The 19810-nt window shown below is 67.9% G+C and carries 20 protein-coding genes; 17 read left to right on the top strand and 3 right to left on the bottom strand.

Annotation, left to right across the window (positions count from 1 at the left end; all coding sequences use genetic code 11):
* The first annotated feature begins 38 nt into the window (after positions 1-38).
* The 6 genes from uvrB (at position 39) to ABLE68_RS20220 (ending at position 6513) form a co-directional block, all read left to right on the top strand.
* Positions 39-2159, top strand: coding sequence for an excinuclease ABC subunit UvrB (uvrB, locus tag ABLE68_RS20245; RefSeq protein ID WP_348873781.1), 2121 nt, complete (start codon positions 39-41; stop codon positions 2157-2159).
* Positions 2156-2593, top strand: a complete 438-nt coding sequence (locus ABLE68_RS20240) for a VOC family protein (RefSeq protein ID WP_348873779.1) — start codon at positions 2156-2158, stop codon at positions 2591-2593. The genes uvrB and ABLE68_RS20240 overlap by 4 nt, the downstream gene beginning before the upstream one ends.
* A 206-nt stretch (positions 2594-2799) precedes the next feature.
* Complete coding sequence (locus tag ABLE68_RS20235) at positions 2800-3165, top strand: GIY-YIG nuclease family protein (protein WP_348873777.1); 366 nt, start codon at positions 2800-2802, stop codon at positions 3163-3165.
* Between the two features lie 550 nt (positions 3166-3715).
* Positions 3716-5002 carry an MFS transporter gene (locus tag ABLE68_RS20230; protein WP_348873775.1) on the top strand — a complete coding sequence of 429 codons (1287 nt, stop codon included), beginning with the start codon at positions 3716-3718 and terminating at the stop codon, positions 5000-5002.
* Positions 5003-5117: 115 nt separating this feature from the next.
* On the top strand, positions 5118-5678 hold the full coding sequence (locus tag ABLE68_RS20225; RefSeq protein WP_348873774.1) for a hemerythrin domain-containing protein: 561 nt from the start codon (positions 5118-5120) through the stop codon (positions 5676-5678).
* Between the two features lie 187 nt (positions 5679-5865).
* Positions 5866-6513 (top strand): DUF4145 domain-containing protein, encoded by a 648-nt coding sequence (locus ABLE68_RS20220; protein WP_348873772.1) that lies wholly within the window; start codon positions 5866-5868, stop codon positions 6511-6513.
* 210 nt (positions 6514-6723) lie between these two features.
* Here the strand turns inward: ABLE68_RS20220 and ABLE68_RS20215 are convergent, their stop codons facing one another.
* Positions 6724-7803 carry a hypothetical protein gene (locus tag ABLE68_RS20215; protein ID WP_348873771.1) on the bottom strand — a complete coding sequence of 360 codons (1080 nt, stop codon included), beginning with the start codon at positions 7801-7803 and terminating at the stop codon, positions 6724-6726.
* 208 nt (positions 7804-8011) lie between these two features.
* Here ABLE68_RS20215 and ABLE68_RS20210 point away from each other — a divergent pair, with 208 nt between their 5' ends.
* Positions 8012-8296 (top strand): MmcQ/YjbR family DNA-binding protein, encoded by a 285-nt coding sequence (locus ABLE68_RS20210; RefSeq protein WP_348873770.1) that lies wholly within the window; start codon positions 8012-8014, stop codon positions 8294-8296.
* Here the strand turns inward: ABLE68_RS20210 and ABLE68_RS20205 are convergent.
* Positions 8293-8964 (bottom strand): ion channel, encoded by a 672-nt coding sequence (locus ABLE68_RS20205; RefSeq protein WP_348873768.1) that lies wholly within the window; start codon positions 8962-8964, stop codon positions 8293-8295. The two genes, ABLE68_RS20210 and ABLE68_RS20205, sit on opposite strands and share 4 nt — an antisense overlap.
* Positions 8961-9512, bottom strand: coding sequence for a DUF1707 SHOCT-like domain-containing protein (locus ABLE68_RS20200; protein ID WP_348873766.1), 552 nt, complete (start codon positions 9510-9512; stop codon positions 8961-8963). The genes ABLE68_RS20205 and ABLE68_RS20200 overlap by 4 nt, the downstream gene beginning before the upstream one ends.
* A 184-nt stretch (positions 9513-9696) precedes the next feature.
* Between ABLE68_RS20200 and ABLE68_RS20195 the strand changes: the two genes are divergently transcribed.
* The 10 genes from ABLE68_RS20195 to ABLE68_RS20150 are packed head-to-tail and all read left to right on the top strand — an operon-like array spanning position 9697 to position 19768.
* Complete coding sequence (locus ABLE68_RS20195) at positions 9697-10470, top strand: MlaE family ABC transporter permease (protein WP_348873765.1); 774 nt, start codon at positions 9697-9699, stop codon at positions 10468-10470.
* Positions 10471-10477: 7 nt separating this feature from the next.
* On the top strand, positions 10478-11317 hold the full coding sequence (locus ABLE68_RS20190; protein ID WP_348873763.1) for an MlaE family ABC transporter permease: 840 nt from the start codon (positions 10478-10480) through the stop codon (positions 11315-11317).
* Complete coding sequence (locus ABLE68_RS20185; protein ID WP_348873761.1) at positions 11317-12627, top strand: MCE family protein; 1311 nt, start codon at positions 11317-11319, stop codon at positions 12625-12627. Before ABLE68_RS20190 ends, ABLE68_RS20185 begins: the two co-directional genes overlap by 1 nt.
* Complete coding sequence (locus ABLE68_RS20180) at positions 12624-13709, top strand: MCE family protein (protein ID WP_348873760.1); 1086 nt, start codon at positions 12624-12626, stop codon at positions 13707-13709. The genes ABLE68_RS20185 and ABLE68_RS20180 overlap by 4 nt, the downstream gene beginning before the upstream one ends.
* The gene (locus ABLE68_RS20175; RefSeq protein ID WP_348873758.1) at positions 13706-14689 is read left to right on the top strand and encodes an MCE family protein; all 984 of its coding nucleotides are present in this window, start codon (positions 13706-13708) and stop codon (positions 14687-14689) included. Before ABLE68_RS20180 ends, ABLE68_RS20175 begins: the two co-directional genes overlap by 4 nt.
* 1 nt (position 14690) lies before the next feature.
* The gene (locus ABLE68_RS20170; RefSeq protein WP_348873756.1) at positions 14691-15914 is read left to right on the top strand and encodes an MCE family protein; all 1224 of its coding nucleotides are present in this window, start codon (positions 14691-14693) and stop codon (positions 15912-15914) included.
* On the top strand, positions 15911-17278 hold the full coding sequence (locus ABLE68_RS20165; RefSeq protein WP_348873754.1) for an MCE family protein: 1368 nt from the start codon (positions 15911-15913) through the stop codon (positions 17276-17278). The genes ABLE68_RS20170 and ABLE68_RS20165 overlap by 4 nt, the downstream gene beginning before the upstream one ends.
* Complete coding sequence (locus tag ABLE68_RS20160; protein WP_348873753.1) at positions 17275-18543, top strand: MlaD family protein; 1269 nt, start codon at positions 17275-17277, stop codon at positions 18541-18543. Before ABLE68_RS20165 ends, ABLE68_RS20160 begins: the two co-directional genes overlap by 4 nt.
* The gene (locus tag ABLE68_RS20155) at positions 18540-19070 is read left to right on the top strand and encodes a hypothetical protein (RefSeq protein WP_348873751.1); all 531 of its coding nucleotides are present in this window, start codon (positions 18540-18542) and stop codon (positions 19068-19070) included. The genes ABLE68_RS20160 and ABLE68_RS20155 overlap by 4 nt, the downstream gene beginning before the upstream one ends.
* Positions 19070-19768, top strand: coding sequence for a hypothetical protein (locus tag ABLE68_RS20150; RefSeq protein WP_348873749.1), 699 nt, complete (start codon positions 19070-19072; stop codon positions 19766-19768). The genes ABLE68_RS20155 and ABLE68_RS20150 overlap by 1 nt, the downstream gene beginning before the upstream one ends.
* Positions 19769-19810 lie beyond the last annotated feature (42 nt).

Here is a 19810-nt window from a genome sequence, read left to right as displayed (position 1 = left end):
ACATGGCTATGTCGGATGGCCCGTCTAGGCTCGTGAGCATGCGACCAGTGACCGATCTCGAGCGCCGGGTGGCGCCCTTCAAGGTCGTCTCCGACTACCAGCCCTCCGGCGACCAGCCGGCGGCGATCAAGGAGATCACCAAGCGCGTCGAAGCCGGCGTCAAGGACGTCGTCCTGCTCGGCGCGACCGGCACCGGCAAGACCGCGACCGTGGCCTGGGTGGCCGAGCAGGTCCAGCGGCCGATGCTGGTGCTCCAGCCCAACAAGACGCTCGCCGCCCAGTTCGCCAACGAGCTGCGCCAGCTCTTCCCGGACAACGCGATCGAGTACTTCGTCTCCTACTACGACTACTACCAGCCCGAGGCCTACGTCCCCCAGACCGACACCTACATCGAGAAGGACTCCTCCATCAACGAGGAGGTCGAGCGGCTGCGCCACTCGGCGACCAACTCGCTGCTGACGCGTCGTGACGTGATCGTGGTCAGCACGGTGTCCTGCATCTACGGCCTCGGCACCCCGCAGGAGTACGTCGACCGGATGCTGCGGCTGCGGGTGGGCGAGGAGCGCGACCGCGACTCGATCCTGCGCCAGCTCGTCGAGATCCAGTACACCCGCAACGACATGTCCTTCACCCGTGGCACCTTCCGGGTCCGCGGCGACACCCTCGAGATCTTCCCGGTCTACGAGGAGCACGCCGTGCGCATCGAGTTCTTCGGCGACGAGATCGAGCGGCTGATGACGCTCCACCCGCTGACCGGCGAGGTCGTCACCGAGGACAAGGAGCTCTACGTCTTTCCGGCCACCCACTACGTCGCCGGCCCGGAGCGCATGGAGAAGGCGATCCGTGGCATCGAGCTCGAGCTCGAGGACCAGCTCAACGTCTTCGAGAAGCAGGGCAAGCTGCTGGAGGCCCAGCGGCTGCGCATGCGCACGACGTACGACGTCGAGATGATGCGCCAGGTCGGTTCCTGCTCCGGCATCGAGAACTACTCCATGCACATGGACGGTCGCACCCACGGCTCGGCGCCCAACTGCCTGCTCGACTACTTCCCCGAGGACTACCTCGTGGTGGTCGACGAGTCCCACGTGGCGGTCCCGCAGATCGGTGGGATGTACGAGGGCGACATGTCCCGCAAGCGCAACCTGGTCGACCACGGCTTCCGGCTGCCCAGCGCGATGGACAACCGCCCGCTGCGGTGGGAGGAGTTCCTCGACCGGATCGGCCAGACGATCTACCTCTCCGCGACGCCCGGCAACTACGAGCTCGACAAGGTCGAGGGCGACGTCGTCGAGCAGATCATCCGCCCGACCGGCCTGATCGACCCCGAGGTCGTCATCAAGCCCACCAAGGGCCAGATCGACGACCTGATCCACGAGATCCGCACCCGCGCCGAGAAGGACGAGCGGGTCCTGGTCACCACGCTGACCAAGAAGATGTCCGAGGACCTCACCGACTACCTCCTCGACGCCGGCATCCGCACCCGCTACCTCCACTCCGAGGTCGACACGTTGCGCCGCATCGAGCTGCTCCGCGAGCTGCGGATGGGGGAGTACGACGTGCTCGTCGGCATCAACCTGCTCCGCGAGGGTCTCGACCTGCCCGAGGTCTCCCTGGTGTCGATCCTCGACGCCGACAAGGAGGGCTTCCTGCGCTCCGACAAGTCGCTGATCCAGACGATCGGTCGCGCGGCGCGCAACGTGTCCGGCCAGGTGCACATGTACGCCGACAAGATCACCCCCTCCATGGAGAAGGCGATCGACGAGACCAACCGGCGCCGGGCCAAGCAGGTCGCCTACAACACGGCGGCCGGGGTCGACCCGCAGCCGCTGCGCAAGAAGATCGCCGACATCACCGAGATGCTCGCCCGTGAGGAGGGCGACACCGAGGCGCTGCTGCAGAGCTGGCAGCAGGGCGACCCGAAGCGCCGCAAGGCTCCGGTCCCGTCGCTCTCGCGCGCCGCCGGCGGCGAGGCCGGACAGCACAGCCGTGACCTGGCCGGGCTGCCGAGCGCCGAGCTCGCCCAGCTGATCCAGGAGCTGACCGACCAGATGAAGGGTGCCGCCGCCGAGCTCCACTTCGAGCTCGCGGCCCGGCTCCGCGACGAGATCGGAGACCTCAAGAAGGAGCTCCGGCAGATGATGGAAGCAGGTGCGAAGTGAGCGAGATCAGGCAGGTGCAGGTCACCTTCGACTGCGCCGACCCCCGGTCCCTGTCGTTGTTCTGGAACTCCACGCTGGGCTACGAGTTCCCGGCGCCCCCACCCGGCTTCGACTCGTGGGACGACTTCTCGGCGACCCTGCCGCCCGAGCAGCAGAACTCCGCCTCCGCCTCCGAGGACCCGGCGGGGAACGGTCCGCGGCTTTTCTTCCAGCGCGTGCCGGAAGGCAAGACGGCCAAGAACCGCCTCCACCTCGACGTCCGCGCCGCCCCCGGCCTCCAGGGCGACGAGCGGATGGCCGCCCTCGAGGCCGAGGCCGATCGGCTGGTCGCCCAGGGCGCGACCCGCATCGAGCGCTTCGAGCCCGCCCCGCCGATGAGCGGCGGCCACATCGTCATGCAGGACCCCGAGGGCAACGAGTTCTGCCTCGACTAGCAGTGCCGGTGGTTGAGGAAGGCGCGCAGCGGATCCCCGGCGGTTGAGGAAGGCGCGCAGCGCCTGTCTCGAAACCCCGGAAGCCGTCGGTGGTTGAGGAAGGCGCGCAGCGCCTGTCTCGAAACCCCGGAAACGAAGAAGCGACCTTCTCCACAGGGCGTCGTACGTCGCGGTTCACGCTCGAGCGACCGGGGCAGCACAGGCGCATGGCTTGGACCTACATCCTCGAGTGCGCCGACGGGTCGTTCTACGTCGGAAGCACGATCGATCTCGACCGTCGGATCGGCGAGCACGACGCGGGCGTCGCGGCCGCCTACACGAGACCACGCCGGCGTCGGCCGGTCCGGTTGGTGTGGGCTGCTCAGTTCAGCCGCATCGACGACGCGTTCGCCTACGAGAAGCGGGTCCAGGGTTGGAGCCGGGCGAAGCGGACAGCGCTGATCGAGGGTCGCTTCGACGAGCTTCCGTCGCTCGCGAGCCGGGCCTGGCGATACAGGAGCGCGGTCGGCTCACCGGGTTTCGAGACGGTTGCTGCGCAACCTCCTCAACCAGCGGAGGAGACCGGTGGTTGAGGAAGGCGCGCAGCGCCTGTCTCGAAACCCCGGAAACGTGGAAGCGACCTTGGTCAGCGGGTCACCGGGTTTCGAGACGGTTGCTGCGCAACCTCCTCAACCAACGGGTGGTGGTGGAGGTGGCGTCCAGACATTGCAACCTCTTCAACCAGCGGAGGAGACCGGTGGTTGAGGAAGGCGCGCAGCGCCTGTCTCGAAACCCCGGAAACGTGGAAGCGACCTTGGTGAGCGGCTCACCGGGTTTCGAGACGGTTGCTGCGCAACCTCCTCAACCAACGGATGGTGGTGGAGGTGGCGTCCAGACATTGCAACCTCTTCAACCAGCGGAGGAGACCGGTGGTTGAGGAAGGCGCGCAGCGCCTGTCTCGAAACCCCGGAAACGTGGAAGCGATCTTGGTGAGCGGGTCACCGGGTTTCGAGACGGTTGCTGCGCAACCTCCTCAACCAACGGGTGGTGGTGGAGGTGGCGCCCAGACGGTTGCTGCGCAACCGCCTCAACCACCGGGACCCGCGCCTGAGCCTCGAAACCACCAGACCTAGGATCGGGGGAGTGAAGCCGACCGTCCGCAGTCCGTATGCGGTGTGGGTGGTCGGGCTCCTCGTCTACCTGGTGGCGGTTTTCCACCGGTCCTCGCTCGCCGTTGCGGGCTTGGCGGCCACCGACCGGTTCGACATCTCGGCGGCGCAGCTGGCGACGTTCACGATGCTCCAGCTCCTGGTGTACGCCGGGATGCAGATCCCGGTGGGGCTGCTGGTCGACCGCTTCGGCTCCCGCAGCGTGCTGCTCACCGGCACCATCGTCCTGACGATCGCGCAGACCGGGTTCGCACTGGCCGAGAGCTACCCGGCGGCGCTCGTCGCGCGGGTCTTCGTCGGGATGGGCGACGCGATGACCTTCATCTGCGTGCTCCGCCTGGTGAGCAGCTGGTTCCCTGGCCGCAGGATCCCGCTGATGACCCAGCTGACCGGCACGCTCGGCCAGCTCGGGGCAATCGGCGCCGCGATCCCGATGACCTGGGCGCTGAGCCACCTGGGCTGGACGCACGCCTACCTGCTCGCCGCCTCGCTCGGCGTCTTCCTCGCGATCGCCGTCCTGGTCGTGCTCTGGGACACCCCGGAGCACAAGCACCTGCGAGGCCCGGCGATGTCGCTCCCGGCGGTGCGCGAGAGCCTGTCCGCCTCCTGGTCGCACCCCGGCACCAGACTCGGCTTCTGGATGCACTTCTCCACGCAGTTCAGCTCGACCGCGCTCAGCCTCCTGTGGGGCTACCCGTTCTTCGTGAAGGGTGAGGGCCAGTCGTCGTCGACCGCCGGCCTGCTGCTCACGCTGATGGTCCTCGCGGTGATGCTGGCCGGCCCGACCCTCGGCTGGCTCGTCGGCGCGCACCCGTGGCACCGCTCCACGATGGTGCTCACGATCGTCTCGACCATCGTCGTGGTCTGGACGGTCGTGCTGGCCTGGCCCGACCACGCCCCGACCTGGCTGCTGGTCGTGCTCGCGATCGTGGTGGGGGTCGGCGGCCCGGCCTCGATGATCGGTTTCGACGTGGGCCGCACCTCCAACCCGCACCACCGGTTCGCGAGCGCGAGCGGGATCATCAACCAGGGCGGCTTCCTCGCCAGCCTGACCCTGGTGATCGCCATCGGCCTCGTCCTCGACTGGCGTACGCCGGGCGGCGGCAGCGACTACACGCCCTCGGCGTTCCGCTGGGCGATGTGCACGCAGTACGTCCTCTGGGCGCTCGGGCTGACCCAGGTCTACCGCTACCGGGTCAAGGCTCGTCGGGTCGTCGACCGCGACGAGCTCGAGGGTGTGGTGGCGGATCTGCCCGGCTGAGTTGCGCACCCCGGAGGACCAGTCGGGTGCGTCCGCCGCGTTCGCCGAGCCCGAGGTGCTGTGCGCGTTCTGATCTGCGCGTTCTGAGTGGGCCATCGGTGGGTACGAGGACGCCATGACGACCATTGATCTCGGCCGCCCCGTCCAGGGTGACGTCGTGGACCTGATCCTCGACGACCACCGCCGCTTCGAGACGCTGCTGCGCGACCTGCGCGACAGCAGCTCGGACCGCGACGCCGTGCGCCGCGCCTTCGCCACCCTCCACGTCGCCCACGCCGAGGCGGAGGAGAAGTACGTCTACCCGAAGCTCCGCACCAAGCACGCCGTCGGCGCCCGCGAGGCCGAGCACGGCGAGGAGGAGCACGCCGAGGGTCACGAGGCCCTGCTCGCCGTCCTCGAGCTGAAGGGCACCGACACCCAGGCCTTCGACGACGCCGTCGAGGAGCTGGCGAAGGTGGTCAACCACCACCTCACCGAGGAGGAGCTGACCATCCTCAACCCGGCCCGCGAGGAGGTCGGCTCGCAGCTGCGTGCCGAGCTGGGGGAGCAGTTCGCCCGGGAGCGCAACGCCCAGATCGACGACAACTGCGGCACGCTCACCAACGTCCGCAGGATCGTCGCCGCCGCACGCAAGGATGGCCTGCTGGACGATGACGACGAGGGCGACGAAGACTGACCCCGTGGACGTCGACGCGATGCTCGAGCACTGCCTCGCGAAGCCCGGAGCCTGGCCGGACGACCCCTGGGAGCGGAGTAGGGCTTAACCATGCAGGGATGCTGGATCCGTCCCGATCCAGGGCCGAAGGGGAGCGTAATCCCGCGAATGGCGAGACACTCGTTGCCACTCAATGAGGGAGCGTGTGATGTATCTGGGACTTGTTGGCAAAAGAGGCATGTCGACCGCGTCCGTTGTCCGGGTGCGGTGCCCGGAATGTCACCACACCGTCCGGCTCGAGATGATCCACGGTGAGCTCGACCACGAAGTGGAACTTGAAGACGGACGAACTGTCTATGTCGGGGTCAGGCACTGTCCCGAAGAGACGTGCGGACAGATCGTCTTTGTCGTGACCGAGCTAGTGGGGGGCGGCCGTGAGATCATCTTCACCGCTCCACGAGAGACCCTGGACTTCGACACGACGGATCTGCCGACTGCTGTTCTTTCCTGCATGCAGGAGGCAGCGGTCTGCTTCACGAACGATTGCTACGTGGCAGCGGCCATCATGATTCGCAAGACGCTCGAGGAAATGTGTGAGGACCGGTCCGCGACTGGCGCGAATCTCGCAGAGCGGCTTCAGTCCTTGGGGAGTCTCGTCATTCTCCCGCCCGCTTTGCTCGCGGGTATGAACAGCCTCCGGTTGCTTGGCAACGACGCCGCCCACATTGAATCGAAGACGTTCTCTGAGATTGGTCGCGACGAGATTCAGGTTTCGTTTGATGTCGCAAAGGAAGTTCTGAAAGCCGTCTACCAGTACGACGCGCTCATTGCGCAACTCGACGCCTTGAAGAAGTAGCCGAAGGGATCGATTCGCGCGACCTCTCGAGGATGTGCACGCACTGTTCGCCTGGGCCAGGCGCGTGGCCTCACTGCCAGGGGGTGGTGGACCCGACGAAGTCGGCACGGGAAACCGTTGCCGGTGGCCGGGAGACGGGTCGCGAACAACGTATTGCTTGACCGTCATCGAGGCTGGGTGCAATCGGGCTGTCTAGTTCAATCGCGCTGTCTAGTTCAGAGGGTCCAGACCGAGGTCCAGTCGGATCTGTGCGTCGTACAGACCTGCACCGATCGCCCACTGGACCCCGACGACGTCAAGCGCTTCTATCGTGCTGTCGAGTTCCCAACCGAGAGCGGAGTCGATCCGCTGGCAGAGTTCCTTGACGACATAGAAGGCCGGCATGGTGTGCCAGGCAGCCGCCTTCGTCCGCTGCCATGCGATCACCGTATGGGGCAAGAGGTATTCGTCGGGCAGGAGTGAGTGTGATGCCCGCGAGTGAGCAACTGCAGACAGCGAACGCCACATTGCTCGGCCGAGGCCGTTCGGTAACACCTCGTCAAGGACGAGTCGCGTCGAGTCTGGCTGGCGTTGGCCAGGTGCCAGGATGATCGGCGGGTAGTGGCGATCTCGTCGGTACTTGACGACGAAGCCGAGCGTGTTGGCGAACGCGGTCAACTCGTCAATCTGCGTATCGGCGGCTCGATCCTCGCCACGGGATACGCCGGCGTTGGAGGACTCCTTCAACTCCGCGAAGTGGAGATTCAACGTCCGCCGCGTGCGCTCCCGGACGTCAACGGACGTATCGAGCAGGAAGCAACCCATCGCCGCGGCCTCAAGAACGGATCGGGCCAACGTGATCGGCGCCCGAATGTGGTCCTCCGAATCGACAAGACGACCGATCCCGACGAAGTCATCGATGACGGTGTGAAAGCAACGCTTCAGGTAGGCGAGGCTCCAAGCTGCCGGGTTTCGGGTTGGATTGGTTTCCAGCCAATGCGTACTTGCCGGCTCAGCGGACTCGACGAAGGCTGCGACGAGTGGCTCCATGTCGTCGAAGTCCGACGCCCCTTGTGTGCCTGCTCGTGGAAACCATTGCGACGTGGCGTCGGGGTCGAGGCCAAGTTCCAGGGCAGCGATCTTCCGCAGTGTGTCGATGGTCTCGTAGACCAGACCGGTGATGGTCTTGATTGAGTCAGCAAGGTCAGACGCGGTCGGACGGCGGGCGACGACCATCTCCAGTTCAAGCCGGTTTTGCTCCATCCTGGCGAAGAAGGCTTCGGCGTCGAACGCTGTCGATTCCTCGGTCATGCTTGGAGTCTCCCGCGTGGCGGGCGGAAACCCCGGGACGATGTCGTGCGGCGTTTAAAGTGGATCGATGACGCCAGCCCAGATGCTTGAGTTCTGCTTGGCGAAGCCCGGCGCGTGGCAGGACTGGCCGTGGGGAGGCGGTCCAGACGACTCTGGCCAGGGTTCTCGTGAGACTGGCCGGGGAATTCGCTCCGACCACGACCACCCGGTGGTCAAGGTCGGTCCGGGCGAGGCCGGGAAGATCTTCGCGTTCCTCGGCGCCGGGGGAGTCGGCGTCAAGGGCGGACCCAGCCGCGAAGCGGCCGACGAGTGGCTGGACCGTTTCCCGGGCGACGCCACGGTGATGCGCTACATCGGCAGGTCCGGCTGGAACGACCTGGCGTACGGCGGCGCGATCCCGGACGACGAGCTGCTCGACGCGGTCGACGAGTCCTACCGGCTGGTGGTGTCCAAGCTGCCGAAGAAGCACCGACCGCCGGGCTGGGACCACTAGCGCCGCTCGTGCCGCACGACCGCCAGGCTGACCAGCCGGGCGACCACCAGTGCGACGTAGAAGACCCCGGCGATCATCTCGAGCATCGCGAACGAGCGGGCGTGGCCCTCGACGGGGAGCACGTCGGAGAGCCCGACGCTGGTCAGCGTCGTGAAGGACAGGAAGAGCAGCTCGAACCAGGTGCGGTCGCCGGTGCCGTCGGCGCCGATGAACGATCCCGGCCAGAGGACCTGACAGGCGGCGTACGCGTAGGCGAAGGCCCACGCGACGACCGTGAACGCGGCACCCGTCGCGAAGAGCTCGTCGCGGGTCACCCGGTCGTCGTGGAACAGATAGCGCAGCATCGCGAACGAGATGTAGAAGTAGAACGGCACGTGGAAGGCGGCGGAGGCGAGCACGATCGGGTCGCTGTGCGGCTGCCACGCCTCGAGCACGGTCAGGACCATCGCCGGCCCGCCGAGCAGCACGGCCACCCAGGTCAGCGCGGGTGTCAGCCGGACCGCGGCGACGGCCGCCACGACCACCCCGAGCTGGACGACCCCCAGGACGGCGCGGCCTCCCACCGAGCCCTCGAGGAAGGGATAGGCGAGGACCACGACGAGCTGGGTCGCGAGCAGGACCGCCGAGGGGTGCGCGAGCACGGCGTCGGCGCGCTCGCGGATCCTCACTCGGAGGCCTTGTCGTTGGGCTTCCAGGGCTGACCGAGCTCCTTGGCCTGCTTCTTGCGGAGCTTGCGCTCGTGGGTCGCGACGATGTCGGACTTGCGGGAGACCGTCTTGGCGACGTTGATCCCGGTGCCCAGCGCGACGAACCCCGGCCAGAAGATGACGTCACGAGTCACGAGGAACCAGATCACCGTGCAGACGAGGGTGGCGAAGAGAAACCCGAAGACCGCCTCCCGGCGGTCGGACCGGTAGGCGTCGACGGCGAGCCGGTGGATCTCGTCCGCGCCTGCGTGGGCGAGTCCGGCGCGGACCGGCTCGACCGCCTTGACGGCGATCAGGTCGGAGACGATCGGAGGCAGCTCGCCGAGAGTGCGGGCCGCGTTGGCGCGGTCGCTCCGCTCGTCGTACTCGTCGCGGTCCAGGCGCCCGTCGGCGTAGGCGTCGGTCAGCACCTGCTGCACGACCGAGCGGTCCAGGTCGGAGGCCCGCAGCGCCGCGACCTGCGGATCCCGCGGGTCGTGCGTGAACTCGGACCAGACCTGCTTCTCCACGCGCACATCGTAGGAGCACCCCGGTCCAGCCCAGGCCGGACACACGTTTCGGCGGCGTTACCTCAGGGCAGGACCGTCGTTGGGGTGGTGGGAGAACTTGTTCTACCCAGGGTGGACACGTGTTGCCTCAGATGAGAACACGTTCTAGTCTGGCGCCGGTCTAGACAGGTCAGGGGAGGTGTTGATGGCGCTCACTGCTGCGTCCGTGATCCGAGGACCCGGCGAGCTGGCCGCCATGGTGGTCGACGTCGCCGTCCAGACCTTCACCACGAAGTTCCAGTTCCGTGAGTTCATCGAGCAGGCCTGGTTCATCACCAGCGTGACCCTGATGCCGACCATCTTGGTGTCGATCCCGTTCGGCGCGGTCATCTCCCTCCAGGTCGGCAACCTGACCGGCCAGCTCGGCGCCCAGTCGTTCGCCGGCGCCACCGCCGTCCTCGCCGTCGTGCGGGAGGCAGCACCGATCGCCGCGGCCCTGATCATCGCCGGCGCCGCCGGCTCCGCCATCTGCTCGGACCTCGGCGCCCGCAAGATCCGCGAGGAGATCGACGCGATGGAGGTCCTCGGCGTCGACCCGATCGCGCGGCTCGTGGTCCCGCGCGTGCTGGCCACCATGTTCGTGGCGTTCATGATCATCGGGATCGTGATCGGCGCCGGGATCGGCGGCGGCTACTTCTTCACGGTGATCGTCCAGGGCGGCTCCGCGGGCGCCTTCCTCTCCTCGTTCACGGCCCTCGCCAGCATCACCGACCTCTACATCGCGATCGTCAAGGCGGTCGTCTTCGGCGGGATGGCAGCCATCGTGGGTGCCTACAAGGGCCTCAACGCCGGCGGCGGCCCGAGCGGCGTGGGTCGCGCCGTCAACGAGTCGGTGATCGTCGCCTTCATGCTGCTCTTCTTCATCAACGCCGTGATCACCGCCATCTACTTCCAAGTCATCCCACCCCCGGGGCTGTGAGCGACTGATGGCCAGCATCGGTGCGATGGGCACCTCCTTCGTCAAGGGTCGACGCGACTCCCTCGAGGCGTACGGCGACCAGCTCATGTTCTACGTCAAGGCGCTCGCCTGGGTGCCGCGTGCGATCAAGCGCTACCCCCGCGAGATCGTCAACACGCTCGCCGAGGTGACCTTCGGCGCCGGTGGCCTGACCCTGATCGCCGGCTCGGTCGGCGTGATCGCGTTCCTGTCGTTCTTCGCCGGCACCGAGGTCGGCATCCAGGGCTACGCCTCGCTGAGCCAGCTCGGCGTCGCCAAGCTCAGTGCCTTCATCTCGGCCTACTTCAACACCCGCGAGGTCGCCCCGCTCATCTGCTCGATCGCGCTCGCCGCGACCGTTGGCTGCGGCTACACCGCGCGCCTGGGTGCGATGCGGATCTCGGAGGAGATCGACGCGCTCGAGGTGATGGGCATCCCGTCGCTGCCGTTCCTGGTGACGACCCGGATGATCGCCGGGTTCATCGCGGTGATCCCGCTGTACGTCGTCGCGCTGAGCGCGTCCTACCTCTCACCCCGGCTGATCACGACCTACATCTACCACCAGTCGCCGGGCACCTACGACCACTACTTCCTGCAGTTCCTGCCGCCCATCGACATCCTGTGGTCGTTCTTCAAGCTGCTCTTCCTGGCGACCGCGGTGATCCTGATCCACTGCTACTACGGCTACACCGCGTCCGGCGGTCCGGCCGGCGTCGGCACGGCCGTGGGCCGGGCGATCCGCACCAGCATCGTCACGATCGTGGTGGCCGACTTCTTCCTGAGCTTCGCCATCTGGGGTTCCACGACCACCGTCAGGATCACCGGCTGATGTTGGTCAACATCTACCACGACAGCCCGGCGGAGCACCGTCGGCTGGCGGTCGCGGGCGTCGTCTTCATCGCCGTGATCGCGCTGCTGGTGGGGCTGTCGATCGCGATGTACCAGAAGGTGTTCACCGACGTCACGACCGTGAAGATCAACGCCGACCGGGCCGGGCTCCAGCTCACCAAGTTCGGCGACGTCCGCATCCACGGCGTGCTGGTGGGCCAGGTCCGCCACGTCGACCAGGACGGCGAGCAGGCCGTGATCACCGTCGCGCTCAACCCGCAGGAGGCGGAGCGGATCCCCGACAACGTGTCGGTGGAGATCTTGCCGACGACGCTCTTCGGCCAGAAGTTCATCTCCTTCGTGACCCCGGACGACCCCTCGTCGACGCCGCTCGCCGACGGCGACGTGATCCCGGCCAGCCGGGTGACCACCAACGTCGAGCTGAGCCGGATCCTCGCCAACCTCTTCCCGCTGCTGCGGTCCATCCAGCCGGCCGACCTGAACGCCACGCTCAACGCCCTCGCCACCGCGCTCGGCGGACGCGGCGCGCAGATCGGCGACACGATGGACCAGCTGGACTCCTACCTCGGCGAGATCGACGACCACCTGCCGACGCTCAAGACCGACCTGGTCAAGCTCGCGGACGTCGCCGACACCTACGACCTCGCCGCGCCCGACCTGCTGGGCGTGCTCCGCAACGTCACCGTGACCGGCCAGACCGTGATCGACAACAAGAAACAGCTCGGCACCTTCTTCTCCGACCTCCAGGGTCTTGCCGACACCTCGACCCGGGTCCTCTCCGACAACGAGAGCAACATCATCCGCGTCGGGCAGGTCACCGCCCCGATCCTCAAGCTGGCCGCGGTCTACGCGCCCGAGCTGCCCTGCCTGCTCGAGGGCGCAGCGAAGTACGCACCCCGCCTGGCCCGGACCTTCGAGGGCAACCAGGTCAAGCAGTACCTCGAGCTCGGCACGGCGCAGTACAAGCCGTACGACGCCGACGACCGTCCGACGTACGGCGAGGTCGGCCACGGACCGTGGTGCCTGGGCCTGCCGAACCCGAAGGTGCCCGCGCCGCCGGTCTCCCTCGACCAGGGCAGCGACATCGACGAGCACCCGCCCACGAGCCCGCTGCCCAGCCAGTTCGGGCTCGGTCGGGTCGGTGCCGACTACTCCGGCAGCACGGGCGACCAGCAGATCCTCAACGCGATGCTCGCCCAGCGCACCGGCGCATCGGCCGACACCTACGGGTCGCTCGGCTCGCTGATGTACGGCCCGCTGGTGCGCGAGCCCGCCGGGGGTGGGCGATGAGCCGCAACAGCACGACGATCGCTGCCGGGATCAAGCTCGGCATCTTCACCGTCGTCTCGATCCTGGTCACCGGCCTGCTCGCGGTGATCATGGGCAACGTCGGGTTCGGTGGCGGCACGACGTACCAGGCGATCTTCACGACCGCCTCGATGCTCCAGAAGGGTGACGACGTCCGCGTCGCCGGGGTGAGCGTCGGCGAGGTCAAGAACGTCGAGCACTACCACCGCACCGAGGCGCTGGTGACCTTCCGGGTCCAGTCCGACGTGCCGCTGACCACGGCCTCGCTCGCCGAGATCCGGTTCCTCAACCTGGTCGGCGACCGCTACCTCGCGCTCGAGGAGGGCTCCGACACCAACGCGAAGCCGCTGCCCGCCGACGGCGTGATCCCGGTCGAGCAGACCAAGCCCGCGCTCAACCTGACGACGCTCTTCAACGGGTTCCAGCCGCTGTTCCAGGCGCTGAACCCGAAGGAGGTCAACGACCTGAGCATGAACCTCGTCCAGGTCCTCCAGGGCGAGGGCGGCACCGTCCAGGGGCTGCTCCAGAAGACCGCCTCGCTCACCAACACCCTGGCCGACCGCGACCAGCTGATCGGCGAGGTCGTCGACAACCTCGGCCAGACGCTCTCGACGGTCGACAGCCGGCACCAGCAGCTCAACGACCTGGTGATCGGGCTGAAGAACTGGATGGCGGACCTGGCCCGAGACCGCGACACCATCGGTTCGTCGCTGAAGAACGTCTCCAACCTCACCGTCGTCGTCGCCGACCTGCTCCGACAGGGCCGGCCGCTCGTGAAGTCCGACGTCGCCAAGCTGCGCCAGCTCGCCGCGCTGCTCAACGAGGACAAGAACAGCAACCTGCTCCGGGAGCTCTTCGACCGGCTGCCCGAGTCGATGACCGACCAGACCCGGACCGGCACCTACGGCTCTTGGTACAACTACTACGTCTGCGGCTTCAGCGGCCGGATCACGCTGCCCGCAGGTCTCGGAGAGATCCCCGGCGTGAAGCAGCTCTTCGCCCAGCTCAACAACCTCAACTTCCACTCCACCGCGCCTCGCTGCAACCAGGCGGCCACGCCATGAGCCGCTACAGCGAGGCCAAGACGCTCCGTCTGGGCGCGATCACCCTGGTGATCATGGCGCTGATCATGGCGGCCGCGTTCAACCTGTCGAAGTTCCCGGGTTTCCGCGGGTCGACCTACCACGCCGAGTTCAAGGACGCGAGCGGCCTGCACACCGGCAACATGGTCCAGGTCGGCGGCATCCGGGTCGGCCGCGTCACCGACGTCTCCCTGGAGAACAGCAACACCGTGCTGGTGACCTTCGAGGTCGACAACAGCGTGGAGTTCGGCGACGAGAGCCGCGCGTCGATCGAGGTGCTCAGCCTGCTCGGGGAGAAGTACCTCGACCTCCAGCCCGCCGGCTCCGGCCAGCTGGCCTCCGACGACGTGATCCCGGTCGACCGCACCAACTCGGCGTACGACATCGTCGGCGTCTTCAGCGACCTGACCACCACCACGGAGCGGATCGACACCGACCAGCTCGCGAAGGCCCTCGACGTCGTGGCCGACACGACCAACAAGGCGGCGCCCGAGATCGAGTCCAGCTTCCAGGGCATCTCACGGCTCTCGAAGAGCGTCGCGTCGCGCGACGACGAGATCCAGGCACTGCTGCAGAGCTCGCAGAGCGTGACCAAGGTGCTCGCCGCCCGCAGTAACGACCTGGTCGACCTGATGAAGCACAGCGACCTGGTCTTCAAGGAGGTCCAGCGGCGCAAGCAGGCGATCCACCTGCTGCTGGTCAATGCGCGCGACCTCGCCGACCAGCTCCACGGCGTCGCGACCGACAACCAGGCGCAGATCGGCCCCGCCCTCCAGCAGGTCGACCAGCTGCTGTCGCTGCTCAACGACAAGGACAAGGAGCTGAAGGCGACCCTGCACGCGCTCGGGCCCTACGTGTCGATCCTCGGCAACATCATCGGCACCGGTCCGTGGTTCGACGCGTACGCCGTCAACCTCGCCGCCATCCCGACCGGCGAGTTCCAGCCCGGATCGGTGGACTGACATGGCCTCCGCCCACCTCAACCGCGTCGCCGGACGATCCCTTGCCGTGGTGCTCGCCCTGGTGCTCGGCCTCGCCCTCTACTTCTTCGCGATCCGTGACAGCGACGAGACGAAGACCGTCACCGCCCACTTCCCGCGCGCGGTCAGCGTCTACGTCGGCAGCGACGTCCGGATCCTCGGCGTCAACGTCGGCCGGGTGACCGCCGTGACGCCGGAGGGCAACTCAGTCCGCGTCGACATGGAGTACGACGCGAAGTACGACGTCCCGGCCGACGCGAAGGCGGTCATCGTGACGCCGACCCTGGTGTCCGACCGGTTCGTCCAGCTCACGCCGGCCTTCGCCGAGGGCGACGCCCTGATGGCCGACGGTGCGGACATCGCGCTGCCCGACACCGCCGTCCCGGTCGAGCTCGACCGGATCTACGCCAGCCTGCGCGACCTCTCCGAGGCGCTCGGCCCCAACGGCGTCAACAAGGACGGCACCCTCGACCACGTCCTCAAGGCAGGTGCGAACGCGCTGAAGGGCAAGGGCGAGCTCGGCAACGAGATGCTCACCAACCTGGCGGCGGCCGCCCAGACCTTCGGCGACGGCAGCGGCCCGCTCTTCCAGACCGTCAGCCAGCTCGCCGAGTTCACGACCACGCTGGCGCAGAACGACAAGTTCGTGCGGGCCTTCATCAAGGACCTCGCCGGCGTCTCGTCGCAGCTGGTCGGCGAGCGCACCGAGATCCAGGGCGCCCTGGCTGCGGTCGCCGACGCTGTCGGGACCGTCAAGACGTTCGTCCACGACAACCGCGACGCCCTGGTCACCGACGTCCAGAAGCTCACCCGCGTCATGCAGACCATCAACTCCGAGAAGGGCAGCCTCGACAAGGCCCTGCAGGTCGCGCCCACGGCGATCGGCAACCTGACGCTGGCCTACAACACCAAGTCCGGGTCGATCGGCTCGCGGATCGGGATCAGCGGCAACGTCTGGGACGCCGACGGCTTCCTCTGCGGCATCGTCCAGCAGTCGTCGCTGCCGAAGGCCAGCAAGGACCTCGCCTGCAGCCTCTTCAAGCAGCTGCTCGAGCCGATCGAGGGCCAGCTCCCGACGATCCCGCCCGGACCCTCGGGCAAGACGAGCGCCCAGGGCGCGACCGCCAACCGGGCGGCGCAGGTGCAGCAGCGGTACGCCGTCACCGGCACGACCTCGCTCGGTCAGCTGATGGGCGGTGCCTCGTGATCGGCCGCGCTGCCCGGGCAGCCGTCCTGGTGACCGGCCGCGCTGCCCGGGCAGCCGTCCTGGTGACCGGCCTCGCGCTGGTCGTGGGCGGCTGCAAGTTCGACGGCGCCTACGACCTCCCGCTCCCGGGGTCGCCGGTCGACGCCGACCACTCCTACGAGGTCACGGCCGAGTTCGCCGACATCCTCAACGTGGTCCCGAAGTCCCCGGTGATGGTCGACGACGTCACCGTCGGCGAGGTGACCGACATCGAGCGCGACGGCTGGAACGCCGTGGTCACGCTGCGGATCAAGGACGACGTGGTCCTGCCCGACAACGCCCTCGCGTCGATCCGCCAGGTCAGCCTCCTCGGCGAGAAGTACGTCTCCCTGGAGGCCCCGACCACCGGCGCGAGCGACGACAGGCTCTCCGACGGCGACAACATCCCGCTGTCCGACACCGGCCGCAACCCGGAGGTCGAGGAGGTGCTCGGTGCCTTGTCGTTCCTGCTGTCCGGTGGCGGCGTCGGCCAGCTCGGCACCATCACCCACGAGCTCAACCAGGTGATGGACGGACGCACCGACCGGCTGCGCCACCTGCTCGGCTCGCTCGACGACGTCGTGGGCACGATCGACGACCAGAAGGAAGACATCATCCACGCGATGGAGTCGGTCAACCACCTCACCGAGACCCTCAACACCGAGAAGAAGACGATCACCGGCGCCCTCGACGTGGCCGGGCCGGCCGTCCAGGTCCTCGCCGCCCAGCACGACGAGCTGATCGCGATGCTCAAGTCCCTCGACCACCTCGGCGTGGTCGGCACCCGGGTCATCGGGCAGAGCAAGGACGACATCCTGTCCTCCCTCGACGACCTCCAGCCGGTGCTCCAGAAGCTGCACCAGGCCGGTGACGCGCTCGCGCCCGGCCTCAACCTCCTGGTGAGCTTCCCCTTCCCGAAGGAGGCGTCCGAGATCGTGAAGGGCGACTACGCCAACACCTCGATCCGCGCCGACATCAACCTCGAGAACCTGCTCCCGAACGGCAACGACGGCGGCGGGCTCCCGCCGGTGATCGATCCCGGCCACGTGCTCACCCAGGTCGAGAAGTGCCTGCGCAGCGGCGACCTGACGAGCAAGGCCTGCCAGAAGGTGCTCGACTCGGTCGACCTCGTCAAGAACCTGACCAAGCAGTGCAAGAAGAAGAAGTACGACGGCAACCCGGTCTGCACGATCGTCGAGGCGCTGCCCGGTGGCGGCGGTGGCGGCGGTGGACTTCCCGGCCTGCCCGGTCTGCCGGGCCTCGGCGGTCTCCTGGGTGACGCGCTGACCAGCGGGGCCGCCTCGCCGGCGCCCGACCCGACCGCGTTCTACGGGGGTGCGGCGTGAAGCGCGGGATCCGCATCCGGATCGGTGCCTTCCTGGTGCTCAGCGCCGTGGGCATCGTCTACGTGGCCGGGTCCTACCTGGGCATCGTCGACCGGATCCTCGGTCGCGGGATCACCGTCCACGCCACGCTTCCCACCTCGGGCGGGCTGTTCGACGGCAGCGAGGTCACCTACCGCGGCGTCAAGGTCGGCAAGGTCTCCGCGATGCACGCGACCCAGGACGGCGTCACCCTGGACCTCGCGCTCGAGGACGGCACGAAGCTGCCGATGGACTCACCGATGTACGTCCACAACCTCTCGGCGGTGGGGGAGCAGTACCTCGACTTCGAGCCGCCGGACGACGACGGCCCGTACGCCGAGGCCGGATCGACCCTGCACGGCACCGCCGAGTCGCTGCCGGTCGACGAGGGCGACCTCCTGGTCGAGCTCAACCGGTTCGTCAGCTCGGTCGACAAGAAGAACCTCCAGGTCGTCGTCCACGAGCTCGGCACCATGTTCACCGACACCGGCGTCCCCCTGCAGAAGCTCATCGACAGCGGGAGCACCTTCGTCCGGGAGGCGTCCGCGCACACGGCCGACACGATCCGGCTGCTCGACCGGGGCAAGCGGGTGCTCACGACCCAGCAGGGCCAGAGCGAGAACATCCGCAGCTTCTCCCGCGACCTGCACGGCCTGACCGACGCGCTCGCCGGGAGCGACGACGACCTCGAGAAGGTCCTCGACGGCACTCCGGGCACCGCACGCGAGGTCGACGGGCTGCTCCAGGACCTCGAGCCCACGTTGCCGGTGCTGCTGGGCAGCGCGGTGAGCGTCAACCAGGTGGTCGTCTCCCACCTCGACGGCATCGAGCAGCTGCTGGTGACCTACCCGCGGGTGATCTCGGCCGGCTTCACCGGCACCCCGGGCGACGGCTACGGCCACGTCAACCTCCAGCTCGACAACAGCGTGCCGCCGTGCACCGAGGGCTACAAGCCACGCAGCCAGTGGCGGCCGGCGAGCGACCTGTCCGACTCGGCGATCTACCCGGCGCGGTGCACCAGCGGTCCGCCGTACGTCATGCGCGGCCCGAAGTACTCGCCCGGCAGCCCGGGCAACCCGTCCCCGGGACGGGTCTACCGGTCGTCCTACGACCCGCAGACCGGAATCATCGGAGGCGCCGTCGACCGGCACGGCAACCCGGTACGGTTCGTCGATCAGGGCAACCTGTCGATCCTGGGAGGGGACGCGTGGAAGTGGCTTCTGGTGGGTCCGGTGGTCAGCAAGTGACCGAGGAGACCGTGAGCCAGCCGGGTCGCCGCCGCGGTCTGAACATCGGCCTCTTCGTGCTCGCGCTGCTGCTCGCCTGCGGCTGCGTGTTCGGTGGGGTGCTGGTCGTCCAGGAGCACCGCGACCGGGACCGTGCGGCCGTGGAGCAGGAGCGGTACGGCGACGTGCTCGCGTCCGCGCGCACCGAGGTGGAGGCCCTGATCAACATCGACTACCGCAACGCCAAGGAGAGCATCGACGCCGTCGGTGCCGGCGCGACCGGTGACTTCGCCAAGCAGTACGACTCGAGCACCGACAGCGTGCTCGAGGTGCTGCGGCGCAACAAGTCGGTGATGGACGGCAAGGTCCTGTGGGCCGGCGTGGTCGACCAGGACGCCGACAGCGCCACGGTCATCGCCGCGACGACCGGGACCGTCGCCAACGTCTCGACCAAGAACAAGCCCGTCGCGCGCAGCTTCCGCGTCAAGCTCGACCTGGTCAACGAGGACGGCACCTGGAAGACCCAGAACCTGGAGTTCGTGGGCTGATGACGTCACGCAACCCGGTCGGACGCCCGCGCAAGATCGCGGGTCAGCGCCCCACACCCCAACCCCCGGTGGTCGAGCCCGACTCCTCGGTGGTCGAGCCTGTCGAGCCCCCCGCAGCCGCAGAGCCGCCTGCGCCGCCGAAGAAGCCCAAGACACCGAAGAAGCCGAAGAAGCCGCGCGGATCCGGCGGCCGTCGTACGACGATCGCACTGATCGCGGCCGCGGTGGTGCTCCTCGTGGTCGGCATCGCCGAGACCGTCTACCTGGTCCGCGACGCCACCCCGACCATCTCCGCGCAGCGGCCGGTCGTCACCGGCACCCTGACCCAGCGTGCTGCGGTCGACGCCGCGGCCACGTCGACCGAGGAGATCCTGTCGACGTCCTACGAGGACTACGACCACCAGATCGACCAGGCGACCTCGAAGATGACCGACACCTTCGCCGAGCAGTACCGCCAGACGGCGGACGGCATCAAGGACCAGTTCATCGCGCAGCGGACCAAGCTGCAGTTCAAGGTCGTCGCCCAGGGCGTCGTGCAGGCCTCGCCCGAGCAGGTGCAGGCGCTGCTCTTCCTCAACCAGTACGTCGAGAAGACGGTCGACGGGCAGCCGAAGACCGACATCGCGCAGTACCGCGCCCTGGTCACGGTGGTCCACACCGACCAGGGGTGGCTGGTCTCCAACATCGAGACGCAGTAGGGTCCCGGAAAACTAGAACAGGTTATAGTTGAGTCGACCGCC

Origin of the sequence: Nocardioides pollutisoli, from assembly GCF_040045055.1 — a bacterium.
Lineage (GTDB): Bacteria > Actinomycetota > Actinomycetes > Propionibacteriales > Nocardioidaceae > Nocardioides > Nocardioides tweenelious.
Note: the sequence above shows the minus strand (reverse complement) of the source record. Positions and strands in the feature narration are given on the sequence as shown.

Coding starts and splice junctions, on each gene's coding strand:
- ABLE68_RS20170 (WP_348873756.1), top strand. CDS start 14,691: ATGGCCTCCGCCCACCTCAACCGCGTCGCCGGACGATCCCTTGCCGTG.
- uvrB (WP_348873781.1), top strand. CDS start 39: ATGCGACCAGTGACCGATCTCGAGCGCCGGGTGGCGCCCTTCAAGGTC.
- ABLE68_RS20220 (WP_348873772.1), top strand. CDS start 5,866: ATGTATCTGGGACTTGTTGGCAAAAGAGGCATGTCGACCGCGTCCGTT.
- ABLE68_RS20175 (WP_348873758.1), top strand. CDS start 13,706: ATGAGCCGCTACAGCGAGGCCAAGACGCTCCGTCTGGGCGCGATCACC.
- ABLE68_RS20225 (WP_348873774.1), top strand. CDS start 5,118: ATGACGACCATTGATCTCGGCCGCCCCGTCCAGGGTGACGTCGTGGAC.
- ABLE68_RS20185 (WP_348873761.1), top strand. CDS start 11,317: ATGTTGGTCAACATCTACCACGACAGCCCGGCGGAGCACCGTCGGCTG.
- ABLE68_RS20150 (WP_348873749.1), top strand. CDS start 19,070: ATGACGTCACGCAACCCGGTCGGACGCCCGCGCAAGATCGCGGGTCAG.
- ABLE68_RS20180 (WP_348873760.1), top strand. CDS start 12,624: ATGAGCCGCAACAGCACGACGATCGCTGCCGGGATCAAGCTCGGCATC.
- ABLE68_RS20195 (WP_348873765.1), top strand. CDS start 9,697: ATGGCGCTCACTGCTGCGTCCGTGATCCGAGGACCCGGCGAGCTGGCC.
- ABLE68_RS20190 (WP_348873763.1), top strand. CDS start 10,478: ATGGCCAGCATCGGTGCGATGGGCACCTCCTTCGTCAAGGGTCGACGC.
- ABLE68_RS20215 (WP_348873771.1), bottom strand. CDS start 7,803: ATGACCGAGGAATCGACAGCGTTCGACGCCGAAGCCTTCTTCGCCAGG.
- ABLE68_RS20235 (WP_348873777.1), top strand. CDS start 2,800: ATGGCTTGGACCTACATCCTCGAGTGCGCCGACGGGTCGTTCTACGTC.